The organism is Pseudomonas sp. GW821-FHT02H06 (assembly GCF_059421525.1).
This window is the reverse complement of sequence record NZ_JBWKVD010000008.1, coordinates 199,772-219,126: the sequence shown is the minus strand read 5'-3', so window position 1 is coordinate 219,126 and position 19,355 is coordinate 199,772. Positions and strand designations below refer to the sequence as shown.

Sequence of the window (19,355 nt, the reverse complement as noted above, 5' to 3'; positions counted from 1 at the left end):
GCTGACTCTATGCGAATGCGCCTTATGCTGTTGGGCGGCGGGAATGCCCTCGGGCAGGCGTTGATTCGTCTAGGTGCCGAGGAGAACATTGGTTTCCTCGCGCCGCGTCCACCCCAAGACGGTTGGGACGCGGCAAGCCTGACGCAACTGCTCGATGACACCCGCCCGGATGCCTTGATCAATCTCGCTTACTACTTCGACTGGTTTCAGGCGGAGCGGGTGAGCGCTGACAGGCTGGACAATCAGGAACGCTCCGTCGAGCGTCTCGCTGAACTGTGCCAGCACCACAATATCGTCCTCGTCCAACCGTCCAGCTACCGCGTGTTCGACGGTTCGCGGGCGACGGCTTACAGCGAAAAAGACGAGCCCGTGCCGCTGGGTTCCCGTGGCCAGGCCTTGTGGCGCATCGAGCAAAGCGTGCGCGCCACCTGCCCGCAGCACGTGCTGCTTCGGTTCGGCTGGCTGCTCGACGACAGCGCCGAAGGCGTGCTCGGGCGCTTTCTCAGCCGCGCCGAATCCCCCGGTGAATTGCTGCTGGCGGACGACCGTCGTGGCAATCCGACCCCGGTCGATGACGCCGCAAGGGTCATCATTTCGGTGCTCAAACAGCTCGATTGCGCCGCGCCGCTGTGGGGCACTTACCACTACGCCGGGCACGAAGCGACCACGCCATTGGCGTTCGGTCAGGCCGTATTGACCGAAGCACGTCTGCTGCGCCCGCTGGCAATCGAAACGCCGACCGCCCAGGCCCACGCCGCGCGCCCGGACGCCAGCGAAGAGCCGCAGAACGCCGTGCTCGCCTGCAAGAAAATTCTCCACACTTTCGGTATCAAGCCACGCGCCTGGCGTGCTGGTTTGCCCAACCTACTGGACCGCTATTACCGCCATGTCTGATGCTCCTGTCCTCATCACCGGCGGCGCCGGTTTCATCGGTTCGCACCTGACCGACGCGCTGCTCGCCAAGGGCTACGCGGTACGCATCCTCGACGATCTTTCCACCGGCAAACGCAGCAACCTGCCTCTGGACAATCCCCGTGTCGAGTTGATCGAAGGTGATGTCGCCGATGCCGCGCTGGTGGCCCGGGCGGCGGTGGGTTGTCAGGCCGTGGCGCACCTGGCTGCCGTCGCGTCGGTGCAGGCCTCGGTGGATGATCCGGTGAAGACGCACCAGAGCAATTTCATCGGCACGCTAAATGTCTGTGAAGCGATGCGCGAGGCCGGTATCAAACGCGTGGTGTTTGCTTCCAGCGCTGCGGTTTACGGCAATAACGGTGAAGGCGAGGCCATCACCGAAGACACGCCGAAAGCGCCGCTGACCCCCTACGCGTCGGACAAACTGGCCGGTGAGCACTACTTCGATTTCTATCGTCGCCAGCACGGTTTCGAGCCCGTGATTTTCCGCTTCTTCAACATCTTCGGCCCGCGTCAGGACCCTTCTTCGCCGTACTCCGGCGTGATCAGCATTTTCGCAGAGCGGGCGGTAAACGGTCTGCCGATTGCGGTGTTCGGCGACGGCGAGCAGACCCGGGACTTCTTCTACGTCGAGGACCTGGTGGACCTTGTGGTGCAGGGCATCGAGATGCCGACGGTGGCAGAGGGCGCAGTCAATGTCGGGCTGAACGCGACGACTTCGTTGAATGAGCTGCTGAGCGCCCTTGCCGAGGTGGTGGGAGATCTGCCGCCGGTGAGCTACCTGCCGGCACGTTCGGGTGACATCAAGCATTCACGTGCCAGCAATCAGCGTCTGCTTGAGCGCTTTAAGGTGCCCGAGCCGACGCCGCTGAAAGTCGGGCTGGCGCGGCTGCTGGGGCGCTGAAACCCGCGCAGCAAAAAGGCACCGAGGAGGTGCCTTTTTTGTGCCTGCTGGTTCGGGCGCAAACGCTTCGAACTTCAAGCGCTTAGAACTTGTAGCCCACGCCGACCATGTACACCCATGGATCGACGTCCACGTTCACTTTGGTTCGGCCGACGCCCAGCGCCGACGGACCGTCCAGCGTGGCTTGGGTGTCGATGTCCACGTACCAGACGGCGGCGTTGAGCATGATCTTGTCCGTCAGCATGTAGTCCGCGCCGATCTGACCGGCCCAGCCCCACGAATTCTTGATGTGCAGGTTGTTCATGCCCTGTCCTTTGCGTTCGCTGCTCAGGTTTTCGTCGTAGAACCAGGTGTAGTTCACGCCGACACCGGCGTATGGCTGGAATTTCGACGTCGCGTCCATCGGGTAGTACTGCAGCGACAGGGTTGGCGGCAGCTGTTTCACGTCCGCCAGCTTGCCATCCAGACCCGGGCCCAGGCCTTTAACCGCGACAGTGTGCTGGAAGGGCGTTGCCGCCAGCAACTCAAGGCCCACGTGATCGGTGAGCATGTAGGCGAAGGCCAGCCCCAGTTGGGTGTCGCTGTCCAGCGTCGCTTTGGTACCCGGGACTTTGGTGCCGTCCAGCTTCAGGTTTCCGCTTTCTTCGTTGGGCGCCGTCGTGGCAGCACCGGCGCGAATGATGAAGTCACCGGCCTGGTGGGCGTGAGCGGCGAGAGGGACACCGAGTGCAAGCGCGAGCAGGGGCACGCTGAGCAGGGACTTGTGCATGGGGGCTCCGTAAGGGCATAAAAAGAGATGCCGTATGTTACGAAGCGTCTGTTTCGCGGTTTTTGACCTGGCTCAATGAAAGTGCAATTAGGGTGTGCCTGCTAACGACCCTCACTGCTCATCTGGCATTTCGTACACCAGAATCTTGTCCGCTTCCATCTGGTAACCCGCGTCGGCCAGTTCGGTGGTCGAGGATTTGACCTGCATCGGGCCTTCGATCCAGTAGGGCTGGTACAGCTCGTCCACCTTGACGCCCAGTTCGCTGGTCACGTGGACGATCTGATTCGGCGGCGGTGGAGGCACATGAATGCAGGCGCCGAAATATGGGACCAACAGAAACTCCGTCACCCGGCCTTCCTCGCTGACTTCCAGCGGCACGATGTAACCCGGCAGACGCACTCGCTCGCCGTCCAGCGACTTGACCACCGGTGCATGGGGCGCCAGTTGATGGGCGGCCGGCGCGGACTCGACGGACAGGGTGTCTGCCATGCTCGACAGGTTATGGATCGGCGCGGTGATCAGCTTCACCGGTGGCGCGTCGGGCGGGATCATTTCCTGCCACGTCAGCACGCGCAGGTCCTGGGCCCACAACGGCGTTGCGACGATCATCAACCACAGCAGCCAACCCATTCGCATCACAACGACCTCATAAACGAATCGACAACCCGTCTGCCAACGACTGGCGATAGGCACGCCACGCGGGAACGGTGCCCATCAACACGGCAGCGCCGAGAATGCCTGCCAGCAGCGTCCATTCGTAGGTGCTTGGCAGGGACAGCGGCAGGTACAAACCGTAATTGGCCTGCACGTAACCCTGCGCAGAGGCAATGCCGATGTAAAGCAGCGCCAGTCCGCAAACCGATCCTCCCAGCGCCAGGGCAAACGCTTCCAGCACCAGCAGACTGGCGATGTGCCAAGGGCGTGCGCCCACCGAGCGCAGAATCGCCATCTCCCGACGCCGCTCGTTGAGGCTGGTGAGAATCGCCGTCAGCATGCCGATCAGCCCGGTGAGCACCACAAACAGCGAAATCACCAACAGCGCTTTTTCAGCCGTGCCCATCAGGCTCCACAGCTCCTGCAACGCCACCCCCGGCAGAATCGCCAGCATCGGCTCGCCCCGGAACTCGTTGATGTCGCGCTGCACAGCGAAGGTGGCGATCTTGCTGTTCAGCCCGAGCATGAATGCAGTGATGGCGGTGGGCGTGAGGTCCATGTTGCGGGCCTGGTCGGCACTGATACGCCCGGCGCCTTGGGCGGGCACGCCGTTGTGCCAGTCGATGTGAATCGCTTCCATGCCGCCGAGGCTAATGTGCAGCGTGCGGTCCACCGGCGTGCCGGTGCGTTTGAGAATGCCGACGACGGTGAACGGCTTGTCGTCATGCTTGACCAGACTCACCGTCGCGACGCCGTGGGCCAGCACCAGCTTGTCGCCCAGCGTGTAATGCAGCGCGTCCGCCACTTCCGCGCCGAGCACCACCTCGAACGGGTCGGTGGCGAACGGCCGGCCGTCGGCCAGCTCCAGGTGCTGCTGACGGCCGTACTGGTAATGCTCGAAATACGATTCGTTGGTGCCCATCACCCGATAGCCGCGATGGCTGTCGCCGAGGGAAATCGGAATCGCCCACTTCACCTGCTTGCTGTTGGCGAAGTGCTCGAAACTGTCCCAGCGAATGTTGTTGGTGGCGTTGCCGATGCGGAACACCGAGTACAGCAGCAGGTTGACCGATCCCGAGCGCGCGCCGACGATCAGGTCCGTGCCGCTGATGGTGCTGGCAAAACTGGCGCGTGCTTCGGTGCGCACCCGTTCGACCGCCAGCAGCAGGCAGACGGAGAGGGCGATGGCGAATGCGGTGAGGAAGGCAGTGAAGCGGCGGTTGGCGAGGCTGGCCAGCGCCAGACGAAGAAGATACATCTCAAACCTCTGCAGCGACGGCGGCGCGATTGAGTTCGGCCAGCGACAGGTTGCGGTCGAACAGCGGCGCCAGGCTTTGATCGTGGCTGACGAATAAGAGGCTGGCGCCGGCCTCGCGGCACTCGGCGAACAGCAACTGAATGAACGCTTCGCGGGCGTCGGCATCCAGCGCCGAGGTGGGTTCGTCAGCGATCACCAGCTCCGGCTGGCCGATCAGGGCGCGAGCGGCAGCAACCCGTTGCTGCTGACCGATGGACAGCGAATCGGCGCGGCGGCTGAGCATTTCGGGGTCTTTCAAACCCAAGTGAGCGAGCAGGGTTTCGGCCGCTATGTCGACGCTGCCGTGGCGTTGGGTGGCCCGCTGGGTGCGTAATTTGGAAAAGCGGCACGGCAGCTCGACGTTCTCGCGCACCGACAAAAACGGCAGCAAATTGAATTGCTGAAAGATGTAGCCGGTGTGGTCGACACGAAACCTGTCCCGGGCGCCGGCCGAGAGCTGTGTCAGTTCTTGGCCGAGCAGGCGAACGCTGCCGCGGTTGGGGCGCTGCACACCGCCCAGCAGACCGAGCAGCGTGGTTTTGCCACTGCCGCTGGGGCCTTTGAGAAACAGGGTTTCGCCGGCATCGAGGCGAAACGCCTGAATGTCCAGCAGCTGCGGATGCCCCGGCCAGCTGAAGCCGAGTTCGGACAATTCAATGAGCGCTTGAGTCATGGCCACACGTGCGTTTGAAAAGTGATCGACCGGGAAGCCCGGTCGCTGATGGAGTGGCGTTGGTTAAAACTTGACCACCGGATTGCTCGGACGCACTTCAGCGCCCATCTGGCGTTTCGGTGTCACCAGCTGCACCTGAATGGTCTGGGTGGCCGGGAAGCTTTTGAACAGCTGGGTCAGATCGAGCTTGTTGAGCACGTTCGGCGCGCTGCAGGTGAACTGATAGTGGCCGTGAATTTCGCTGTGCTCGTGTTCAGCCGCGTCGCCATCGGCGTGGTCGTGATCGTCGTCATCCTTGTCGCCGAACAGCGTGCTTTCCACCCGCTGTTTGGTCGCGGTGCATCCGGCTGCCTCCGGGAGACTGAACAGGGCGTGGGGTTTGAGCAGGGTTTCCTTGGCCAGGGCCAAGGTCATCTTGTCAGCGTCCGTGGTTGCCGGGTGCTCGAAGCCGACGATGTTCATCGCCGGCGTGTCGAGTTCCAGTTCCAGAGTGCGACCGTCCAGCGCCATATCCAGCCGCGCGACACCATGCACATGCGCGCCGAGACTGCCGTGCTCATGATCGTGGTCATGTTCATCAGCCGCTTGAGCAGCAGCGAGGGGCAGCAAGGCGAAGGGCAGGGCGAGTAGCAAACGACGCATGGGGAAGCTCCGGGGGCGAGTCTGAAATTTGTTATGTGATCTTATAACAATGCGTTGCGCTGTTTCTTAACTTTTTCAATCAGCCTTGTGGGAGGGTGAGCTTTCAGGGATCACGTGCAGGTCGACAATTCCTGTGGGACCATGCCGGTCCGCCCTATCAGAGGACACACCCCATGCTGCGAATCCGTGGAACCGTCGGCGATCTGCCGGTGGATCTGACTGTGGAAATGGACGACGCCGACTGGGCACGGCTGGGCATTCAGTCAGGCGCGCAGGTGCAGGCAACGTCGGCGCCGGTTGATACGTCCGTCAAGCCTGCGGCCAGTCGCAACGATGCTGTCTGGGATATCGCTCAAGAGCTGTTGCGCAAAGCGGGCCATCTGACCGGGCCGGATCTACTCGGTCAGCTGGAAGGTTTGTCGGGTAGCACCGCTGCGGGCAAACGCCTGATGGTGCGGATGCGCCACAGCGCCAACGTGAAAGTGGAAAGCCAGGGCGACACGCCGGTGTATCACTGGATCGAATGATACACACAACCGTTTTTGGACCCGTGTAGGACCGGCTTTAGCCGGGAATGCTTCAGCCGTCACACCACAAAATTGAGGGTGCTGGTGCGGGCCTCTTCCCGGCTAAAGCCGGTCCCACAAGTAGACCGCGTACATTCCTTGGAACTGGCTCGGTCCATTAAAAGACCGGCTTCAGCAGGGAAGGCTAGTAAAGCGCCGCAAACAGCCGACGACGGTAGGTCGTGACCAGCGGATGATCATTCCCCAGCAAGTCAAACACCTGCAGCAGCGTCTTGTGCGGCTGGCCTTCGTTGTAGCTGCGGTTGCGGATGAACAGCTTGAGCAGTCCTTCCAGCGCGGCTTCGTATTGCTGACGGGACAATTGCTGGATCGCCAGTTGGTGCGCGGCTTCGTCGTCCTGCGGGTTCTGCGCCAAGCGCGACTTCAGCTCGGCGACGTCAGGCAACGCGGCGGCTTCAGCCAGAAACGTCAATTGCGCCTTCGCCCCGGCCAGCGCGGCTTTGTGCTCATCGCTCTTCACCGCGTCCAGCACCGTGCGCGCTTCCGTCAGCTCGCCACGTTCGGCCAGGCAGCGCGCATACAAAATCAGCGCGGCAGCGTTGGTGTTGTCCTCGGCGAGGATGGTCTGCAGAACCGCTTCGGCTTCGGCGAAATGGCTCTCGGCGAACATCGCCTGCGCGGTTTTCAGCGGGTCGGCGGCGGCCGGCGGTGGCATTTGCACATGGGGCTCAAGCAGTGCGCGGATTTGCGATTCAGGCTGGGCGCCGGAGAACCCATCCACCGGCTGGCCGTCCTTGAACAGCACCACGGTGGGCAGGCTGCGAATGCCGAAGCGGGCCACGATGTCCTGTTCAGCGTCGCAGTCGACCTTCGCCAGCAGCAACTCGCCCTGATAACTCTCGGCAATCTGTTGCAGCAGCGGCATCAGCACCTTGCACGGCGCGCACCACTCGGCCCAGAAATCCACCAGCACGGGTTTGTGAAAGGAATTCTCGATGACCATCTGATCGAAAGTGGCGGTGGTCGCATCAAAGATGTACGGCGTGTCCTGGCTCATCGCGGGTCTCGAAAGAAGGCTTGATGGCGCGAACTATAAAGGGCTGGGGGGATTGTCGGAAGCGGGGTTGATGCCTGTCGTCAAATTGCAGACGCCTAGCGGCTCATCACCTGACCGCGTGATAAAGACTCACCTTGCGAAACTGCCACGGCTCGGCCAGATCGGGCAGCGTCAGCGCCTCCAGAATTCCCAGTCGCTGATACAAGGGGTGCTGAAAGTCCCGCACCCGGGAATCGGCCACCAACGCTTGTTTGCCACGACTGAGAAACTGATCCAGCAACGGCAGGTTGGCGCGGTCGTACAGCACGTCCGCCACGAGGATCAGATCGAAACGATCGTCTTCGGCGAAGAAGTCCCCCGAATACTGAAGCGTCACGCCGTTCAGCTCAGCGTTGGCTCGGCAGGCCTCGATCGCCAGCGGATCGAGATCACAGGCGACGACTTCGAGCGCCCCGGCCTTCATCGCCGCGATGCCTGCGACACCCGAGCCCGCGCCGAAATCCAGCACGCGCTTGCCCGCAACCCACTGCGGCTGCTCGGCGAGAAAGCGCGCCAGCGCCAGGCCACTGGCCCAACAGAAACTCCAGTAGGGCGGGTCTTCGAGAATGCGCCGGGTTTCCTCGGGGCTGAACGCGCGATCCATATTGTTCGCGTCGATCAGCCACAGCTTCAGGTCCGTCCCCGGCAGCGCTTCGGCAACCAGTTGCGCATCGCCCAACAGTTCGCCCAATGCGGCTTGCAGGTGAAACGGAGCGGTCACGGCGCGGGAGCGAATTGCAGCTGACCCAGCGCCTGAGTGGTGGGCTGGGTGATCAGCACGGACGGCAGATGCAGAATCAGCTGCCCCGACTTGCTGGCGCGGCCGCGCAGTTCAACGCGCGCGCCCACCGGAAAGGCCTCAGGATTGAAGCGCAGCTGAAACGGCAGCGACTGGTTGTTCCCCAGCAGCTTGGTGCTGGCCAGCAGTTTCTGCGGGCGATTGCGATCGTCGATCACCAGCAGCGCCAGCTCGACTTCCGCGCCGGCTGGCACGCCCAGCAACTGGCCGCTCAATTCGCGCTGGAACGGCTGCAACGGACCTTGTCCTTCCGGCAGCGTAATGGCGTTGGGCGCAGGTTTGGCGGGCGCCGCAGGTTTTGGCGCTTCGGCCGTGCTGCAGGCAGCGAGCAGGCCCACAAGGCTGATTACAGCAAGCGTACGTAGCGTCATGAACAGCTCCAGACAAAGCAGAATGCGGGCGAGATACGCACGGGATGGCGCAGTATCGCTGAGTGCGACGGGTTTCACCGCACTGAATGCGCGTCTATATACCTTAAAGCCCCGGACTTGTCTTGCCAGCGAGATGCGCTACCATGGCCCTCCCTTTTTTTGTTGCCTGCCACCATGCACTGTCCCTTTTGCGGTGCCAACGACACCAAAGTCATTGACTCGCGCCTCGTTGCTGAAGGCGATCAGGTTCGCCGCCGCCGCGAATGCGTCGCCTGCGAAGAACGCTTCACCACATTCGAAACCGCTGAACTGGTTCTGCCCCGGCTGATCAAGCAGGACGGCAGCCGTCAGCCCTTCGACGAAGAGAAGCTGCGCGCCGGCATGCAGCGCGCGCTGGAGAAGCGCCCGGTCAGCGTCGAGCGTCTCGAAGCGGCCCTGGCCCATATCAAAAGCAAACTGCGTGCGACCGGCGAGCGCGAGGTCAAATCGCTGATCGTGGGTGAGCTGGTCATGGGCGAATTGCAGAAGCTCGACGAAGTGGCCTACATCCGCTTTGCTTCTGTTTATCGGCGGTTTCAGGACCTCAACGAATTCCGCGAAGAAATCGACCGACTGGCCCGCGAGCCGGTTAAAGAGTGAGCATGACCTCGACAGAGCAAGGCGTGCTCGACGCAGCCTACATGGCGCGGGCGCTGGAACTGGCGCGCAAAGGCGTCTACTCGACGCATCCCAACCCGCGTGTTGGCTGCGTGATCGTGCGTGATGGCGCCATTGTCGGCGAAGGCTGGCACGTCCGCGCCGGCGAGCCCCACGCTGAAGTGCATGCGCTGCGCCAGGCGGGCGACAAGGCGAAGGGCGCCACCGCTTACGTCACCCTCGAACCCTGCAGTCATCATGGCCGCACCCCGCCGTGCGCCGACGCGCTGGTCAACGCCGGCGTGGCGCGTGTGGTCGCTGCCATGCAAGACCCCAATCCCGATGTGGCCGGCCGTGGCCTGTTGCGCCTGATGAACGCCGGGATCGCGGTGCAGAGCGGCGTGCTTGAGAGCGAAGCGCGAGCGCTGAACAAAGGCTTTCTAAAGCGCATGGAACACGGCCTGCCCTACGTGCGGGTCAAGCTGGCGATGAGCCTCGACGGACGCACGGCCATGGCCAGCGGCGAAAGCCAGTGGATCACCGGCCCTGAAGCGCGATCTGCCGTGCAGCGCCTGCGTGCGCAGTCGAGCGTGGTGCTGACCGGCGCCGATACCGTGCTCGCCGACAACGCGCGGCTCACCGTGCGCCCTGACGAGTTGGGCCTGAACGCCGAACTCAGCGCCCTGGCCGCGACCCGACCGCCGTTGCGCGTGTTGATCGACGGCCGTTTGCGTGTGCCTCTCGACGCGCCGTTCTTTACAGCGGGCAACGCGCTGGTGGTGACCTGCGCCGCTGCATCGGCCCGCGAGCGCTACCACGACGAAGGCCACGAACTGCTGGCACTGCCCAGCAGCGGCGGGCATGTCGACCTGCGCAAACTGCTGGTTGAACTGGCGGCCCGGGGCGTCAATGACGTTTTGGTCGAAGCCGGTCCCAAACTGGCCGGCGCGTTTACCCGACTGGGCCTGGTGGATGAATTTCAGATCTTCGTGGCGGGCAAGTTCATGGGCTCGTCGGCGCGACCGTTGCTGGACCTGCCGCTGGCGCAGATGAGCGAGGCGCTCGAACTCAAGATCGTCGAAATGCGCGCGGTCGGCAATGACTGGCGAGTCATTGCGATACCCGCGTCGCACCCCGGCGTATAATTCCGGCTTCCGCGCTCAGCGCTGGCCCTGTTTTCCAGGAGCACCCATGTTTACCGGCATCATCGAATCCATCGGCAGCATCCGCGCCATCACTCCGAAAGGCGGCGACGTCCGCGTTTACGTAGAGACCGGCAAGCTCGACCTTTCCGACGTCAAACTGGGCGACAGCATCGCCGTCAACGGCGTCTGTCTGACAGCCGTTGAATTGCCAGGCGACGGCTTCTGGGCCGACGTCAGCCGCGAAACCCTGAACGTCACTGCGTTCGTCGATCTGAAAACCGGCAGCCGGGTCAATCTGGAAAAAGCCCTGACCCCGACCACGCGCCTGGGCGGCCATCTGGTCAGCGGCCACGTCGACGGCGTCGGCGAAGTACTGTCCCGAGAAGAAAACGCCCGTGCGATCCAGTTCCGCATGCGCGCCCCCCGCGAGCTGGCCAAGTACATCTCCCACAAGGGCTCGATCACTGTCGACGGCACTAGCCTGACCGTGAACGCCGTCAACGGCGCCGAGTTCGAGCTGACCATCGTGCCGCACACGCTCGCCGAAACCATCATGGGCGACTACCGCCCCGGCCGTAAGATCAACCTGGAAGTCGACCTGCTGGCGCGTTACCTCGAGCGTTTGCTGCTCGGTGACAAAGCGGCCGATCCGACCCCAGCCCAGGGCGGCAACATCAGCGAAAGCTTTCTGGCCGCCAACGGCTACCTCAAATCCTGAATCGAAGGGGGTGCCGCGTGGCGCTCAACAGCATCGAAGAACTGGTTGAAGACATTCGCCAAGGCAAGATGGTCATCCTCATGGATGACGAAGACCGCGAGAACGAAGGCGATCTGATCATGGCCTCCGAGTGCGTCAAGGCCGAGCACATCAATTTTATGGCGCGTTACGCCCGTGGCCTGATCTGCATGCCGATGACCCGCGAGCGCTGCGAAACCCTGAAACTGCCGTTGATGGCGCCGCGCAATGGCTCGGGCTTCGGCACCAAGTTCACCGTGTCCATTGAAGCCGCCGAGGGTGTGACCACCGGGATTTCCGCCGCCGACCGCGCGCGCACCGTTCAGGCCGCTGCTGCCAAGGATGCAAAGGCCGAAGACATCGTCAGCCCGGGCCACATCTTCCCGCTGATGGCCCAGGCCGGCGGCACACTGTCCCGCGCAGGCCATACCGAAGCGGCATGCGACTTGGCGCGCATGGCCGGTTTCGAGCCGACCGGCGTGATCTGCGAAGTCATGAACGACGACGGCACCATGTCCCGTCGTACTGAACTGGAAGCTTTCGCGGCCGAGCACAACATCAAGATCGGTACCATTGCCGACCTGATTCATTACCGGATGATCCACGAACGTACCGTTCAGCGGATCGCCGAGCAGCCTCTCGACAGCGAACTGGGCCATTTCAATCTGGTGACCTACCGCGATTCCGTCGAAGGTGACGTGCACCTGGCGCTGACGCTGGGCAAGATCTGCGCGGAAGAAGCCACACTGGTTCGCGTGCATAACATGGACCCGCTGCGCGACCTGCTGATGGTCAAGCAGCCCGGCCGCTGGAGCCTGCGCGCTGCCATGAAGACCGTGGCCGAGGCCGGCAGCGGCGTCGTGCTGCTGCTCGGTCACCCGCTCGATGGCGACACGGTTCTGGCCCATGTGCGTGAAACCGCTGGCGGCACACCGATCAAGACGCCGACCACTTACAGCACCGTCGGTGCCGGTTCGCAGATCCTTCGTGACCTCGGCGTGCGCAAAATGCGCCTGATGAGTTCGCCAATGAAGTTCAATGCGATATCCGGTTTCGATCTGGAAGTTGTAGAATACGTGCCCTCCGAATAAAGACCGGCAGGTGACAGGCCCCGACAGCGTTCAGCCGTGGGTGGTTCTGGTCCCTGCAGTCGCCCATTCGTGGCCTAAAATCCCTGAAAGCGCGCGCCCGATGCGCGCTTTCATGCTCTTTAATACGAGAACACGAGACTCAGCCGAATGACCCTGAAGACCATCGAAGGTACCTTCATCGCCCCCCAAGGTCGCTATGCCCTGGTGGTTGGCCGCTTCAACAGCTTCGTCGTCGAAAGCCTGGTGAGCGGTGCCGTTGATGCCCTGGTTCGCCATGGCGTGAGCGAAAGCGACATCACCATCATCCGCGCACCGGGCGCGTTCGAAATCCCGCTGGTCGTGCAGAAGGTCGCTCAACGCAGCGAATTCGCCGCCATCATCGCCCTCGGCGCCGTCATTCGTGGCGGCACCCCGCACTTCGAATACGTCGCTGGCGAATGCACCAAGGGCCTGTCCCAGGTGTCCATGGAGTTCGGCGTACCGGTCGCGTTCGGCGTCCTGACTGTCGATTCCATCGAGCAGGCGATCGAGCGTTCCGGCACCAAGGCCGGCAACAAAGGCGCTGAAGCTGCCTTGTCCGCCATCGAGATGGTCAGCCTGTTGGCGCAGTTGGAGGCCAAGTGATTAACGACGAAAGCGATCAGTTCAACCCGCGTGATCCACGTGCGGCAGACGCTGGCAAGCCATCGAAAAGCGAAAAGCGTCGTGCCGCTCGCCAGATGGCGATGCAGGCCCTTTACCAGCGCCACATGGCTGGCCAGTCGCTGAACGAAATCGAAGCACAATTTCGCGTCGACAATGACTTCACCTCCGTCGATGCCGCTTACTTCCACGACATCCTCCACGGTGTTCCGGGCAATCAGGACAAGATCGACGCAGCGCTGGCGCCATGTCTGGACCTGACCATCGACGAGCTGGACCCGGTTGAGCTGGCGGTTCTGCGTCTGTCGACCTGGGAGCTGCTGGAGCGCGTCGACGTGCCGTACCGCGTGGTCATCAACGAAGGTATCGAGCTGGCGAAAGTCTACGGTTCGACCGACGGCCACAAGTTCGTCAACGGCGTGCTCGACAAGCTGGCTCCGCGTCTGCGCGAAGTCGAAGTGAAGGCGCACAAGCGCTGAGGCTTCTGGGTTTCTCCAGAACCTGAGCGTCTCCGCCATGGGCGAGTTCGAGCTGATCCGCAATTACTTTGCCGCCGCGCCCTGCGCGCGGCCCGGCGAAGGCGTTGCCTTGGGGATCGGCGACGACTGCGCCCTGTTGTCGGTGGCCGCTGGCGAGCAACTCGCCGTCTCCACTGACACGCTGGTCGCCGGGGTGCATTTCCCCGACGTCTGCGATCCTTTTCTGCTCGGCCAGCGCGCTCTCGGCGTGTCGGCCAGCGACCTGGCTGCCATGGGCGCCAGTCCTCTCGCTTTTACCCTTGCTCTGACCCTGCCGCAGGTTTCCGCCGACTGGCTGGAAGCGTTCGCCCGTGGTTTGAACACCATGGCCCAAGGCTGCGGCCTGCGCCTGATCGGTGGCGACACCACGCGCGGGCCGTTCAGCCTGACGGTCACCGTTTTCGGCACGGTCCCCAACGGGCAGGCCCTGACCAGAAGCGGCGCACGGCCCGGCGATTTGTTGTGCGTGGGCGGTCCGCTGGGCGACGCGGCCGGAGCGCTGCCGTTGGTGTTGAACCAGCGCAGCACCGAGGCGTCTACCACTCAGGCCTTGCTGGCGCGTTACTGGTCGCCGCAGCCGCAGTTCGAGCTGGGCATCGCGTTGCGCGGCAAGGCCAGCGCGGCGCTGGACATCTCTGACGGACTGCTCGCCGACTGCGGACATATCGCCACCGCCTCGGGCGTGCGCTTGCTCGTTGAGCGCGAAAAAGTGCCGATGTCTGACGCGCTGCTGAGTTTTTTCGGGCCTGATGCGGCGTTGAATGCGGCGCTCAGTGGGGGCGATGACTACAGACTGGCTTTCACGTTGCCGCCATCATGGCTGGCTGAACTGCAGGCCGCCGGCTTGCCTGTTTTCGTTCTGGGTCGGGTGGTCGAAGGCCACGGCGTGGCGCTGATCGACGCACTTGGGCAGGACGTCACCCCGTTGATTCGGGGCTATCAACATTTTCAGGAGACACGGTGACAGATCATCCTAATCAGGTCCCGGCGGAGAACGTTCCTCCGTCCGTTTGGACCAATCCGTGGCATTTCCTGGCTTTCGGCTTCGGCTCCGGCACATTGCCCAAAGCGCCCGGCACATGGGGCTCAATGGTCGCAGTGCCGTTTATTCCCCTGTGGCAGATGCTGCCGGACTGGGGCTACTGGCTGGTGCTCGGCCTGACGATACTGTTCGGCTTCTGGCTGTGCGGCAAAGTGGCGGACGACCTGCGCGTTCACGACCATGAAGGCATCGTCTGGGACGAGATGGTCGGGATGTGGATCACTTTGTGGCTGGTACCTGAAGGCTGGCCTTGGCTGCTGGTGGGTTTTCTGGTGTTCCGCTTTTTCGACATCCTCAAGCCTTGGCCCATTCACTGGATCGACAAGCACGTGCACGGCGGCGTCGGCATCATGCTGGATGATGTCCTGGCCGGTGTGTTCGCATGGCTGGCGATGCAAGGGCTGGTCTGGCTGTGGGCCGTGATGTAGGGGCTACGCTCATGAGGCGTTCAGGGGTGGGATGGCTGCTCGCTGTGTGGTTGCTGATGACAAGTGTCTGGGCGACTGCCGATGGGGCAACTCCTGCGCCGATGTCTGACAAGCCTAATGACATCCAGCTGGTCAGCGAGCACTGGATTGGTTACACCGAAACCGACGGCACGGGGCTGGGTTGGGATTTGATGCGGGAGATCTTCGAGCCGGCCGGCGTCAGGGTTGAGCAGCGCATCGAGCCGTACACCCGCGCGGTCGGGCTGGTGCAGCGGGGCGAGGCCGACGCGTGGATTGCCGCCTACAAGGATGAGGTCGAGGGCACGCTCTACTCGAAGTGGAACTACGACACCGACGAGATTTACACGCTGGGTCTGGCCTCCAAGCCGCTTCCTTCTCTGCAGACGTTGGGCAAATACCGTTTGGCCTGGGTGCGTGGCTACGAGTATCAGCACTATCTGCCCAACGTGACGCACTTCAACGAGGTCGCCCGGCGCGATCACGTTCTGCCGATGCTCGAATACGGGCGCGCAGATCTGTATATCGATGCCAAACCGGAAATGGACTTTGTCCTTGCCCAAAGCGACGATCCTCAGCGTTATCGGCTGACCTATCTCACCTCCATTCCGTTGTACCTGAGCTTTGCCGATACCCCGCGAGGGCACGCGCTGCGGGATCTGTTTGACATACGGATGGGCGAACTTGTGCACAGCGGCAAGCTGCGGCCGATCTTTGCACGCTGGAAGCATGCGTATCCGTTCGACACAGACGGTCGTCAATCCGGTAATGACGCTGCCCACTGATCAAACTTGTTGATCTGATTGGCCGACAATTCAGCCTAAGCGTCTGCCGGAACCTGCTGTTACAATGTTGCGAATTTCCAACCCTCATACTGATCAGGAGCACCCGGTGCCCGTCGTATTTGTCGCGGCTTCCAAGCTGCCTACCCCTTTTGCCACTTTCAAGATGAACGGCTTTCTCGAGCAGGAAAACGGTCGCGAGCATGTCGTGCTGACCCTCGGCGATGTGTCAGACGGGGCCCCGGTACTCGGCCGTGTGCATTCCGAATGCCTGACCGGTGATGCGCTGTTCAGTCAGCGATGCGACTGCGGTTCCCAGCTTGAGGCGGCGTTGCGCGCCATCGCCGCCGAAGGCCGCGGCGTGCTGTTGTACCTGCGCCAGGAAGGCCGCGGCATAGGCTTGATGAATAAGATCCGCGCGTATGAATTGCAGGACGGCGGTGCCGACACCGTTGAAGCGAACGAGCGTCTGGGCTTCGCCGCTGACCAGCGTGATTACGGCATTTGCCTGCCGATGCTGGAGCATCTGGGCATCCAGTCCCTGCGTTTGATGACCAATAACCCCCGCAAAGTCAAAGCGCTGACAGACATGGGCATCACTGTCGCCGAGCGTGTGCCGCTGCACACCGGCCACAATCCGCACAACAAGCTCTATCTGGCGACCAAGGCCGGCAAGCTGGGTCACATGATGGGTAACGAGCATCAGAGCGAAGTCGATCCGGCGTGATGCTTTGCAGTCTGCGCCGTCGTCTGGCGCAGGCTGGACGCGCTTGATGCGCCGCTGGGTTGCCTTTCTCCTGTTGCTGGTTGCTTTTCAGGCCGGCGCTGCGCAGCGGGTCGTTAGCCTCGCACCCTCTCTTACTGAAATTGTTATCGAACTGGATGCCGCCGATCTGCTGGTCGGTGTGGTCGACGGCGGTCCACGTCCGACAAAGGTGGCACGCCTGCCTTCGGTGGGTCGCTACGGGCAGCTCGACATCGAGCGCCTGCTCAGTTTGCAGCCCGATCTTTTGCTGCTATGGCCCGGCAGCGTCAGTGCAACCCAGCGCGACCAACTGAGGCGCCTGAATATTCCTACCTACACCGCCGAGCCTCACACGCTGAAAGAACTGGCTGATCAGATCGAGCAGATGGGCGAACGCCTTGGCCTCGCCGATCGTGGACGACAAGTAGCGGGGGATTTCCGTCAGCGATTGGCCGGATTGCGTGAGCGTTATCGCCGCGATGTCTCGCTGAGAGTCTTTTACCAAGTGTGGGATCAGCCGCTTTACACCGTAGGCGGCGGCCAGATCATCAGCGATGCACTGACCGTCTGCGGCGCACGCAACGTGTTTGAAGACCTGACCCTGCCGGCGCCGCAGGTGAGTATCGAGTCAGTGCTGCAGCGAGATCCGGACGTGATTCTCGCCAGCGACGCTGCATTGTTGCCGGCATGGAAAAGCTGGTCGCAGTTGAAGGCCGTAAAAGCCGGTCGCCTTTTTGCCGTGCCCGATAAAGGCTTCGAACGAGCAAGCGGGCAGATGGTGGAAGCGGTGGCGAAGGTGTGCAGCGTAATAGCGCCGGAACGCTGAACAGTCGGGCTGCAAATCTACAGCTCAGGCGTCCAGGTCACGCCAAACATCCACGTTCGAGCCTCTTCGCGATAGCCGTAGTTGCTGCCATCAAAACTGTACAGCGTGCGGCTGTAGCGTTTGTCCAGGGCGTTATCCAGTTTGAACTCAAGCTTCACTTCGTCGCTGGCTTTCCAGCTGCTGCGCAATCCAAACAACGAATAGCCGCCGATGTGCTGGGTGTTGGCCTCGTCGTTGTAGCTGTCGCTGACGGCCTGCCAACTGGCGCCGACACCGAGGCGATCGAACTGCCGATCAAGATCGAGGTTCAGGGTGCGGCGAGCGCGACGGTTGAGCGTGTGCCCAGTGTCACGGTCACGCGGGTCGATGACCGACGCGCCGAGCTTGCCGGTCCAGCCGAACAATTGCTGCTCAAGGGACGCTTCGACACCCTTGATCCGTGCCGAGCCGATGTTTTGGGGGCGAAAGTCGCTGTCGAGGGCAATCGCGTCCTGCAGATCAGTGCGATACAGCGAGGCCTCAAGGCGGGCGGTTTCGCTCAGGCGACTGCGCCATTGCAGCTCGTAGCTTTTGGAGTGCTCGGGTTTGAGATTCGGGTTGCTGAAGTCCGGGTAATACAGGTCGTTGAACGTCGGCGCGCGGAAGCCTTCGCTGTAGGACAGCAGCACGTCGTTGGCGTCATTGAGCGGAACGGTGAGGGTGCCGCTCCAGGTGTTCTGGCTGCCGAACTGCTCGTTCTGATCATGGCGCAGGCCGAGCTCGGTCGAGAAGTGCTCGCCTTTGAAACGATGCTGGATGAACGCCGCGCGGTTCCAGCGGCTGTCCTCGTCGAACGGCGTGCTGCTGTTGACGCGGTCTTCGTACCAGTCGGCTCCCAGCATCAGGCTGTTGCGCTCGTCCAGGGTCAGGTCGTTCTGCCAATTGAACGAGTCGCGGTAGGTGTTGAACTCGTAGTGATCGTTGCTCAGCTTATCCACCGTCTTTTCGCGATTCTCGCTGTGGCCCAGCTCCAGACGGGTTTTCCAGGTCTGGTTGATGCGGGCGTCGACGTAGGTGCCGAGGCTGCTCAGGTCAAACTTGCTGTATTGCTGCTGACCCACCGTGTTGAACGTGACCGGGTCGAACAGACCGAACGGGTTGTCGAACTCGGTCTTGCCCCGATTATCCAGAGCGTTGAGGCCCATTTCCACGTCGTCGCTGAGCCAGTGGCTGAGGTTCAGGCTCAGGGATTTATTGCGGTAGGCGTCGTGATCGTCATCGCTGGAGAAGGACGGGCCGGTGCGGTCGATGCCTGCCGTTTCATCCAGGCTGGTGCTGAGGTTGAAATGCGTTTGCTGATCACCGCCCGACACGCCGAGGCTCTGCTGCTGCGTGCCTCGATTGCCGAAACTCGTATGCAGGCGGGCCTGGAGGCCTTGCTCGGCGCCCCGTCGAGTGAAGATCTGAATCACCCCGCCAATGGCGTCTGCGCCGTAGATGACCGAGCGTGATCCGCGCAGCACTTCCACTCGCTCGATCTGCTCGACGTTGAGGTATTGCAGGTTACTGTCCGCCGACGTCGCATTGGCAATGCGCTGCCCATCGACCAGCACCAGGCTCTGCGCAGCTTTGGTCCCGCGAATGAAAATCCCCGGCAAACTGCCCCGGCCGCCGCTGGGCGCCACTTGCACGCCGGGCACGCGACTCAGCAGGTCAGTGACGCTGCTGGGTTGCAGCCGCTCGATGTCGGCACGGGTGAATACGGTGCTCGCCGCAGTGCTGGCATCACGCTGCTCGACTTGGCGATTGGCGCTGATCACCACGCTGTCCAGCTTCAAGGCGCTTTCGCGATCAGGCTGATCGGCGAAGGCTTGGGTGGCGGGGATGAGGGAGAAGGCGAGCGCGAGGCGGGAAAGGGTCATGTTCTATACAAGTAGGCTGTCTGACACCCCTGGCCCCAGTGGGAGCGAGCTTGCTCGCGAATGCCGGGTTACAGGCGATGAAGATACGTTAAATGGGCAGACCTCTTCGTGAGCAAGCTCACTCCCACAGGGTTCGCGTTTGTCAGCTGATTGCGGTGTACAACCACAGCAGGACAGTCTCACGCCCCCCATCGCCCGGAC

23 protein-coding genes are annotated in these 19,355 nt (G+C 62.4%); 14 read left to right on the top strand and 9 right to left on the bottom strand.

Going from position 1 to position 19,355, the window contains the following annotated elements; genetic code table 11:
• Window positions 1-9: 9 nt before the first annotated feature.
• A complete protein-coding gene (locus tag AC07VF_RS15470; protein WP_122536834.1) occupies window positions 10-894 on the top strand; it encodes a sugar nucleotide-binding protein in 885 nt (294 codons plus the stop codon).
• Window positions 887-1,816: an NAD-dependent epimerase/dehydratase family protein gene (locus AC07VF_RS15465; protein ID WP_192173812.1), complete on the top strand. Its 930-nt coding sequence runs from the start codon at window positions 887-889 to the stop codon at window positions 1,814-1,816. Before AC07VF_RS15470 ends, AC07VF_RS15465 begins: the two co-directional genes overlap by 8 nt.
• 82 nt (window positions 1,817-1,898) lie before the next feature.
• Here AC07VF_RS15465 and AC07VF_RS15460 read toward each other — a convergent pair whose 3' ends face one another.
• The 5 genes from AC07VF_RS15460 to AC07VF_RS15440 all read right to left on the bottom strand — a co-directional run bounded on the left by AC07VF_RS15460 (window position 1,899) and on the right by AC07VF_RS15440 (window position 5,851).
• Window positions 1,899-2,585, bottom strand: coding sequence for an OmpW/AlkL family protein (locus AC07VF_RS15460; protein ID WP_282370151.1), 687 nt, complete (start codon window positions 2,583-2,585; stop codon window positions 1,899-1,901).
• A 111-nt stretch (window positions 2,586-2,696) separates the two neighbouring features.
• A complete protein-coding gene (locus AC07VF_RS15455) occupies window positions 2,697-3,221 on the bottom strand; it encodes a DUF3299 domain-containing protein (protein ID WP_192173810.1) in 525 nt (174 codons plus the stop codon).
• Between the two features lie 10 nt (window positions 3,222-3,231).
• A complete protein-coding gene (locus AC07VF_RS15450; protein ID WP_495009168.1) occupies window positions 3,232-4,497 on the bottom strand; it encodes an ABC transporter permease in 1,266 nt (421 codons plus the stop codon).
• 1 nt (window position 4,498) lies between these two features.
• Window positions 4,499-5,209: an ABC transporter ATP-binding protein gene (locus AC07VF_RS15445; RefSeq protein ID WP_192173808.1), complete on the bottom strand. Its 711-nt coding sequence runs from the start codon at window positions 5,207-5,209 to the stop codon at window positions 4,499-4,501.
• Between the two features lie 63 nt (window positions 5,210-5,272).
• Window positions 5,273-5,851: a DUF2796 domain-containing protein gene (locus tag AC07VF_RS15440; protein ID WP_122536840.1), complete on the bottom strand. Its 579-nt coding sequence runs from the start codon at window positions 5,849-5,851 to the stop codon at window positions 5,273-5,275.
• Between the two features lie 173 nt (window positions 5,852-6,024).
• On the opposite strand from AC07VF_RS15440, the gene AC07VF_RS15435 reads away from it, so the two are divergent.
• On the top strand, window positions 6,025-6,378 hold the full coding sequence (locus tag AC07VF_RS15435) for a hypothetical protein (protein ID WP_192173807.1): 354 nt from the start codon (window positions 6,025-6,027) through the stop codon (window positions 6,376-6,378).
• 184 nt (window positions 6,379-6,562) lie between these two features.
• Here the strand turns inward: AC07VF_RS15435 and trxA are convergent, their stop codons facing one another.
• From trxA to AC07VF_RS15420, 3 genes are all read right to left on the bottom strand, one after another.
• Window positions 6,563-7,435, bottom strand: coding sequence for a thioredoxin (trxA, locus tag AC07VF_RS15430; protein ID WP_192173806.1), 873 nt, complete (start codon window positions 7,433-7,435; stop codon window positions 6,563-6,565).
• A 106-nt stretch (window positions 7,436-7,541) separates the two neighbouring features.
• Window positions 7,542-8,195, bottom strand: coding sequence for a 50S ribosomal protein L11 methyltransferase (locus tag AC07VF_RS15425; protein WP_192173805.1), 654 nt, complete (start codon window positions 8,193-8,195; stop codon window positions 7,542-7,544).
• Window positions 8,192-8,644 (bottom strand): hypothetical protein, encoded by a 453-nt coding sequence (locus AC07VF_RS15420; RefSeq protein ID WP_192173804.1) that lies wholly within the window; start codon window positions 8,642-8,644, stop codon window positions 8,192-8,194. Before AC07VF_RS15420 ends, AC07VF_RS15425 begins: the two co-directional genes overlap by 4 nt.
• A gap of 174 nt (window positions 8,645-8,818) precedes the next feature.
• On the opposite strand from AC07VF_RS15420, the gene nrdR reads away from it, so the two are divergent.
• The 11 genes from nrdR (at window position 8,819) to AC07VF_RS15365 (ending at window position 17,253) form a co-directional block, all read left to right on the top strand.
• Window positions 8,819-9,283 carry a transcriptional regulator NrdR gene (gene nrdR / locus AC07VF_RS15415; RefSeq protein WP_065988433.1) on the top strand — a complete coding sequence of 155 codons (465 nt, stop codon included), beginning with the start codon at window positions 8,819-8,821 and terminating at the stop codon, window positions 9,281-9,283.
• 2 nt (window positions 9,284-9,285) lie between these two features.
• Window positions 9,286-10,425, top strand: a complete 1,140-nt coding sequence (gene ribD / locus AC07VF_RS15410) for a bifunctional diaminohydroxyphosphoribosylaminopyrimidine deaminase/5-amino-6-(5-phosphoribosylamino)uracil reductase RibD (RefSeq protein WP_192173803.1) — start codon at window positions 9,286-9,288, stop codon at window positions 10,423-10,425.
• 46 nt (window positions 10,426-10,471) lie between these two features.
• A complete protein-coding gene (locus tag AC07VF_RS15405; protein ID WP_192173802.1) occupies window positions 10,472-11,143 on the top strand; it encodes a riboflavin synthase in 672 nt (223 codons plus the stop codon).
• 17 nt (window positions 11,144-11,160) lie between these two features.
• A complete protein-coding gene (gene ribBA, locus AC07VF_RS15400) occupies window positions 11,161-12,252 on the top strand; it encodes a bifunctional 3,4-dihydroxy-2-butanone-4-phosphate synthase/GTP cyclohydrolase II (RefSeq protein WP_192173801.1) in 1,092 nt (363 codons plus the stop codon).
• A gap of 147 nt (window positions 12,253-12,399) precedes the next feature.
• Window positions 12,400-12,876, top strand: coding sequence for a 6,7-dimethyl-8-ribityllumazine synthase (gene ribH / locus AC07VF_RS15395; protein ID WP_037017809.1), 477 nt, complete (start codon window positions 12,400-12,402; stop codon window positions 12,874-12,876).
• Complete coding sequence (gene nusB, locus AC07VF_RS15390; RefSeq protein ID WP_192173800.1) at window positions 12,873-13,373, top strand: transcription antitermination factor NusB; 501 nt, start codon at window positions 12,873-12,875, stop codon at window positions 13,371-13,373. Before ribH ends, nusB begins: the two co-directional genes overlap by 4 nt.
• A gap of 37 nt (window positions 13,374-13,410) precedes the next feature.
• Window positions 13,411-14,376 carry a thiamine-phosphate kinase gene (gene thiL, locus AC07VF_RS15385; protein ID WP_192173799.1) on the top strand — a complete coding sequence of 322 codons (966 nt, stop codon included), beginning with the start codon at window positions 13,411-13,413 and terminating at the stop codon, window positions 14,374-14,376.
• On the top strand, window positions 14,373-14,882 hold the full coding sequence (locus tag AC07VF_RS15380) for a phosphatidylglycerophosphatase A family protein (protein WP_122536850.1): 510 nt from the start codon (window positions 14,373-14,375) through the stop codon (window positions 14,880-14,882). Before thiL ends, AC07VF_RS15380 begins: the two co-directional genes overlap by 4 nt.
• 56 nt (window positions 14,883-14,938) lie before the next feature.
• Entirely contained in the window at window positions 14,939-15,685 is a 747-nt protein-coding gene (locus AC07VF_RS15375; protein WP_495009169.1) for a substrate-binding periplasmic protein, read from the top strand.
• A gap of 106 nt (window positions 15,686-15,791) precedes the next feature.
• Complete coding sequence (gene ribA, locus AC07VF_RS15370; RefSeq protein WP_192173797.1) at window positions 15,792-16,409, top strand: GTP cyclohydrolase II; 618 nt, start codon at window positions 15,792-15,794, stop codon at window positions 16,407-16,409.
• A gap of 46 nt (window positions 16,410-16,455) precedes the next feature.
• Window positions 16,456-17,253 (top strand): cobalamin-binding protein, encoded by a 798-nt coding sequence (locus tag AC07VF_RS15365; protein WP_192173796.1) that lies wholly within the window; start codon window positions 16,456-16,458, stop codon window positions 17,251-17,253.
• A gap of 17 nt (window positions 17,254-17,270) precedes the next feature.
• Here AC07VF_RS15365 and AC07VF_RS15360 read toward each other — a convergent pair whose 3' ends face one another.
• The gene (locus tag AC07VF_RS15360) at window positions 17,271-19,154 is read right to left on the bottom strand and encodes a TonB-dependent receptor domain-containing protein (protein WP_495009170.1); all 1,884 of its coding nucleotides are present in this window, start codon (window positions 19,152-19,154) and stop codon (window positions 17,271-17,273) included.
• Window positions 19,155-19,355 lie beyond the last annotated feature (201 nt).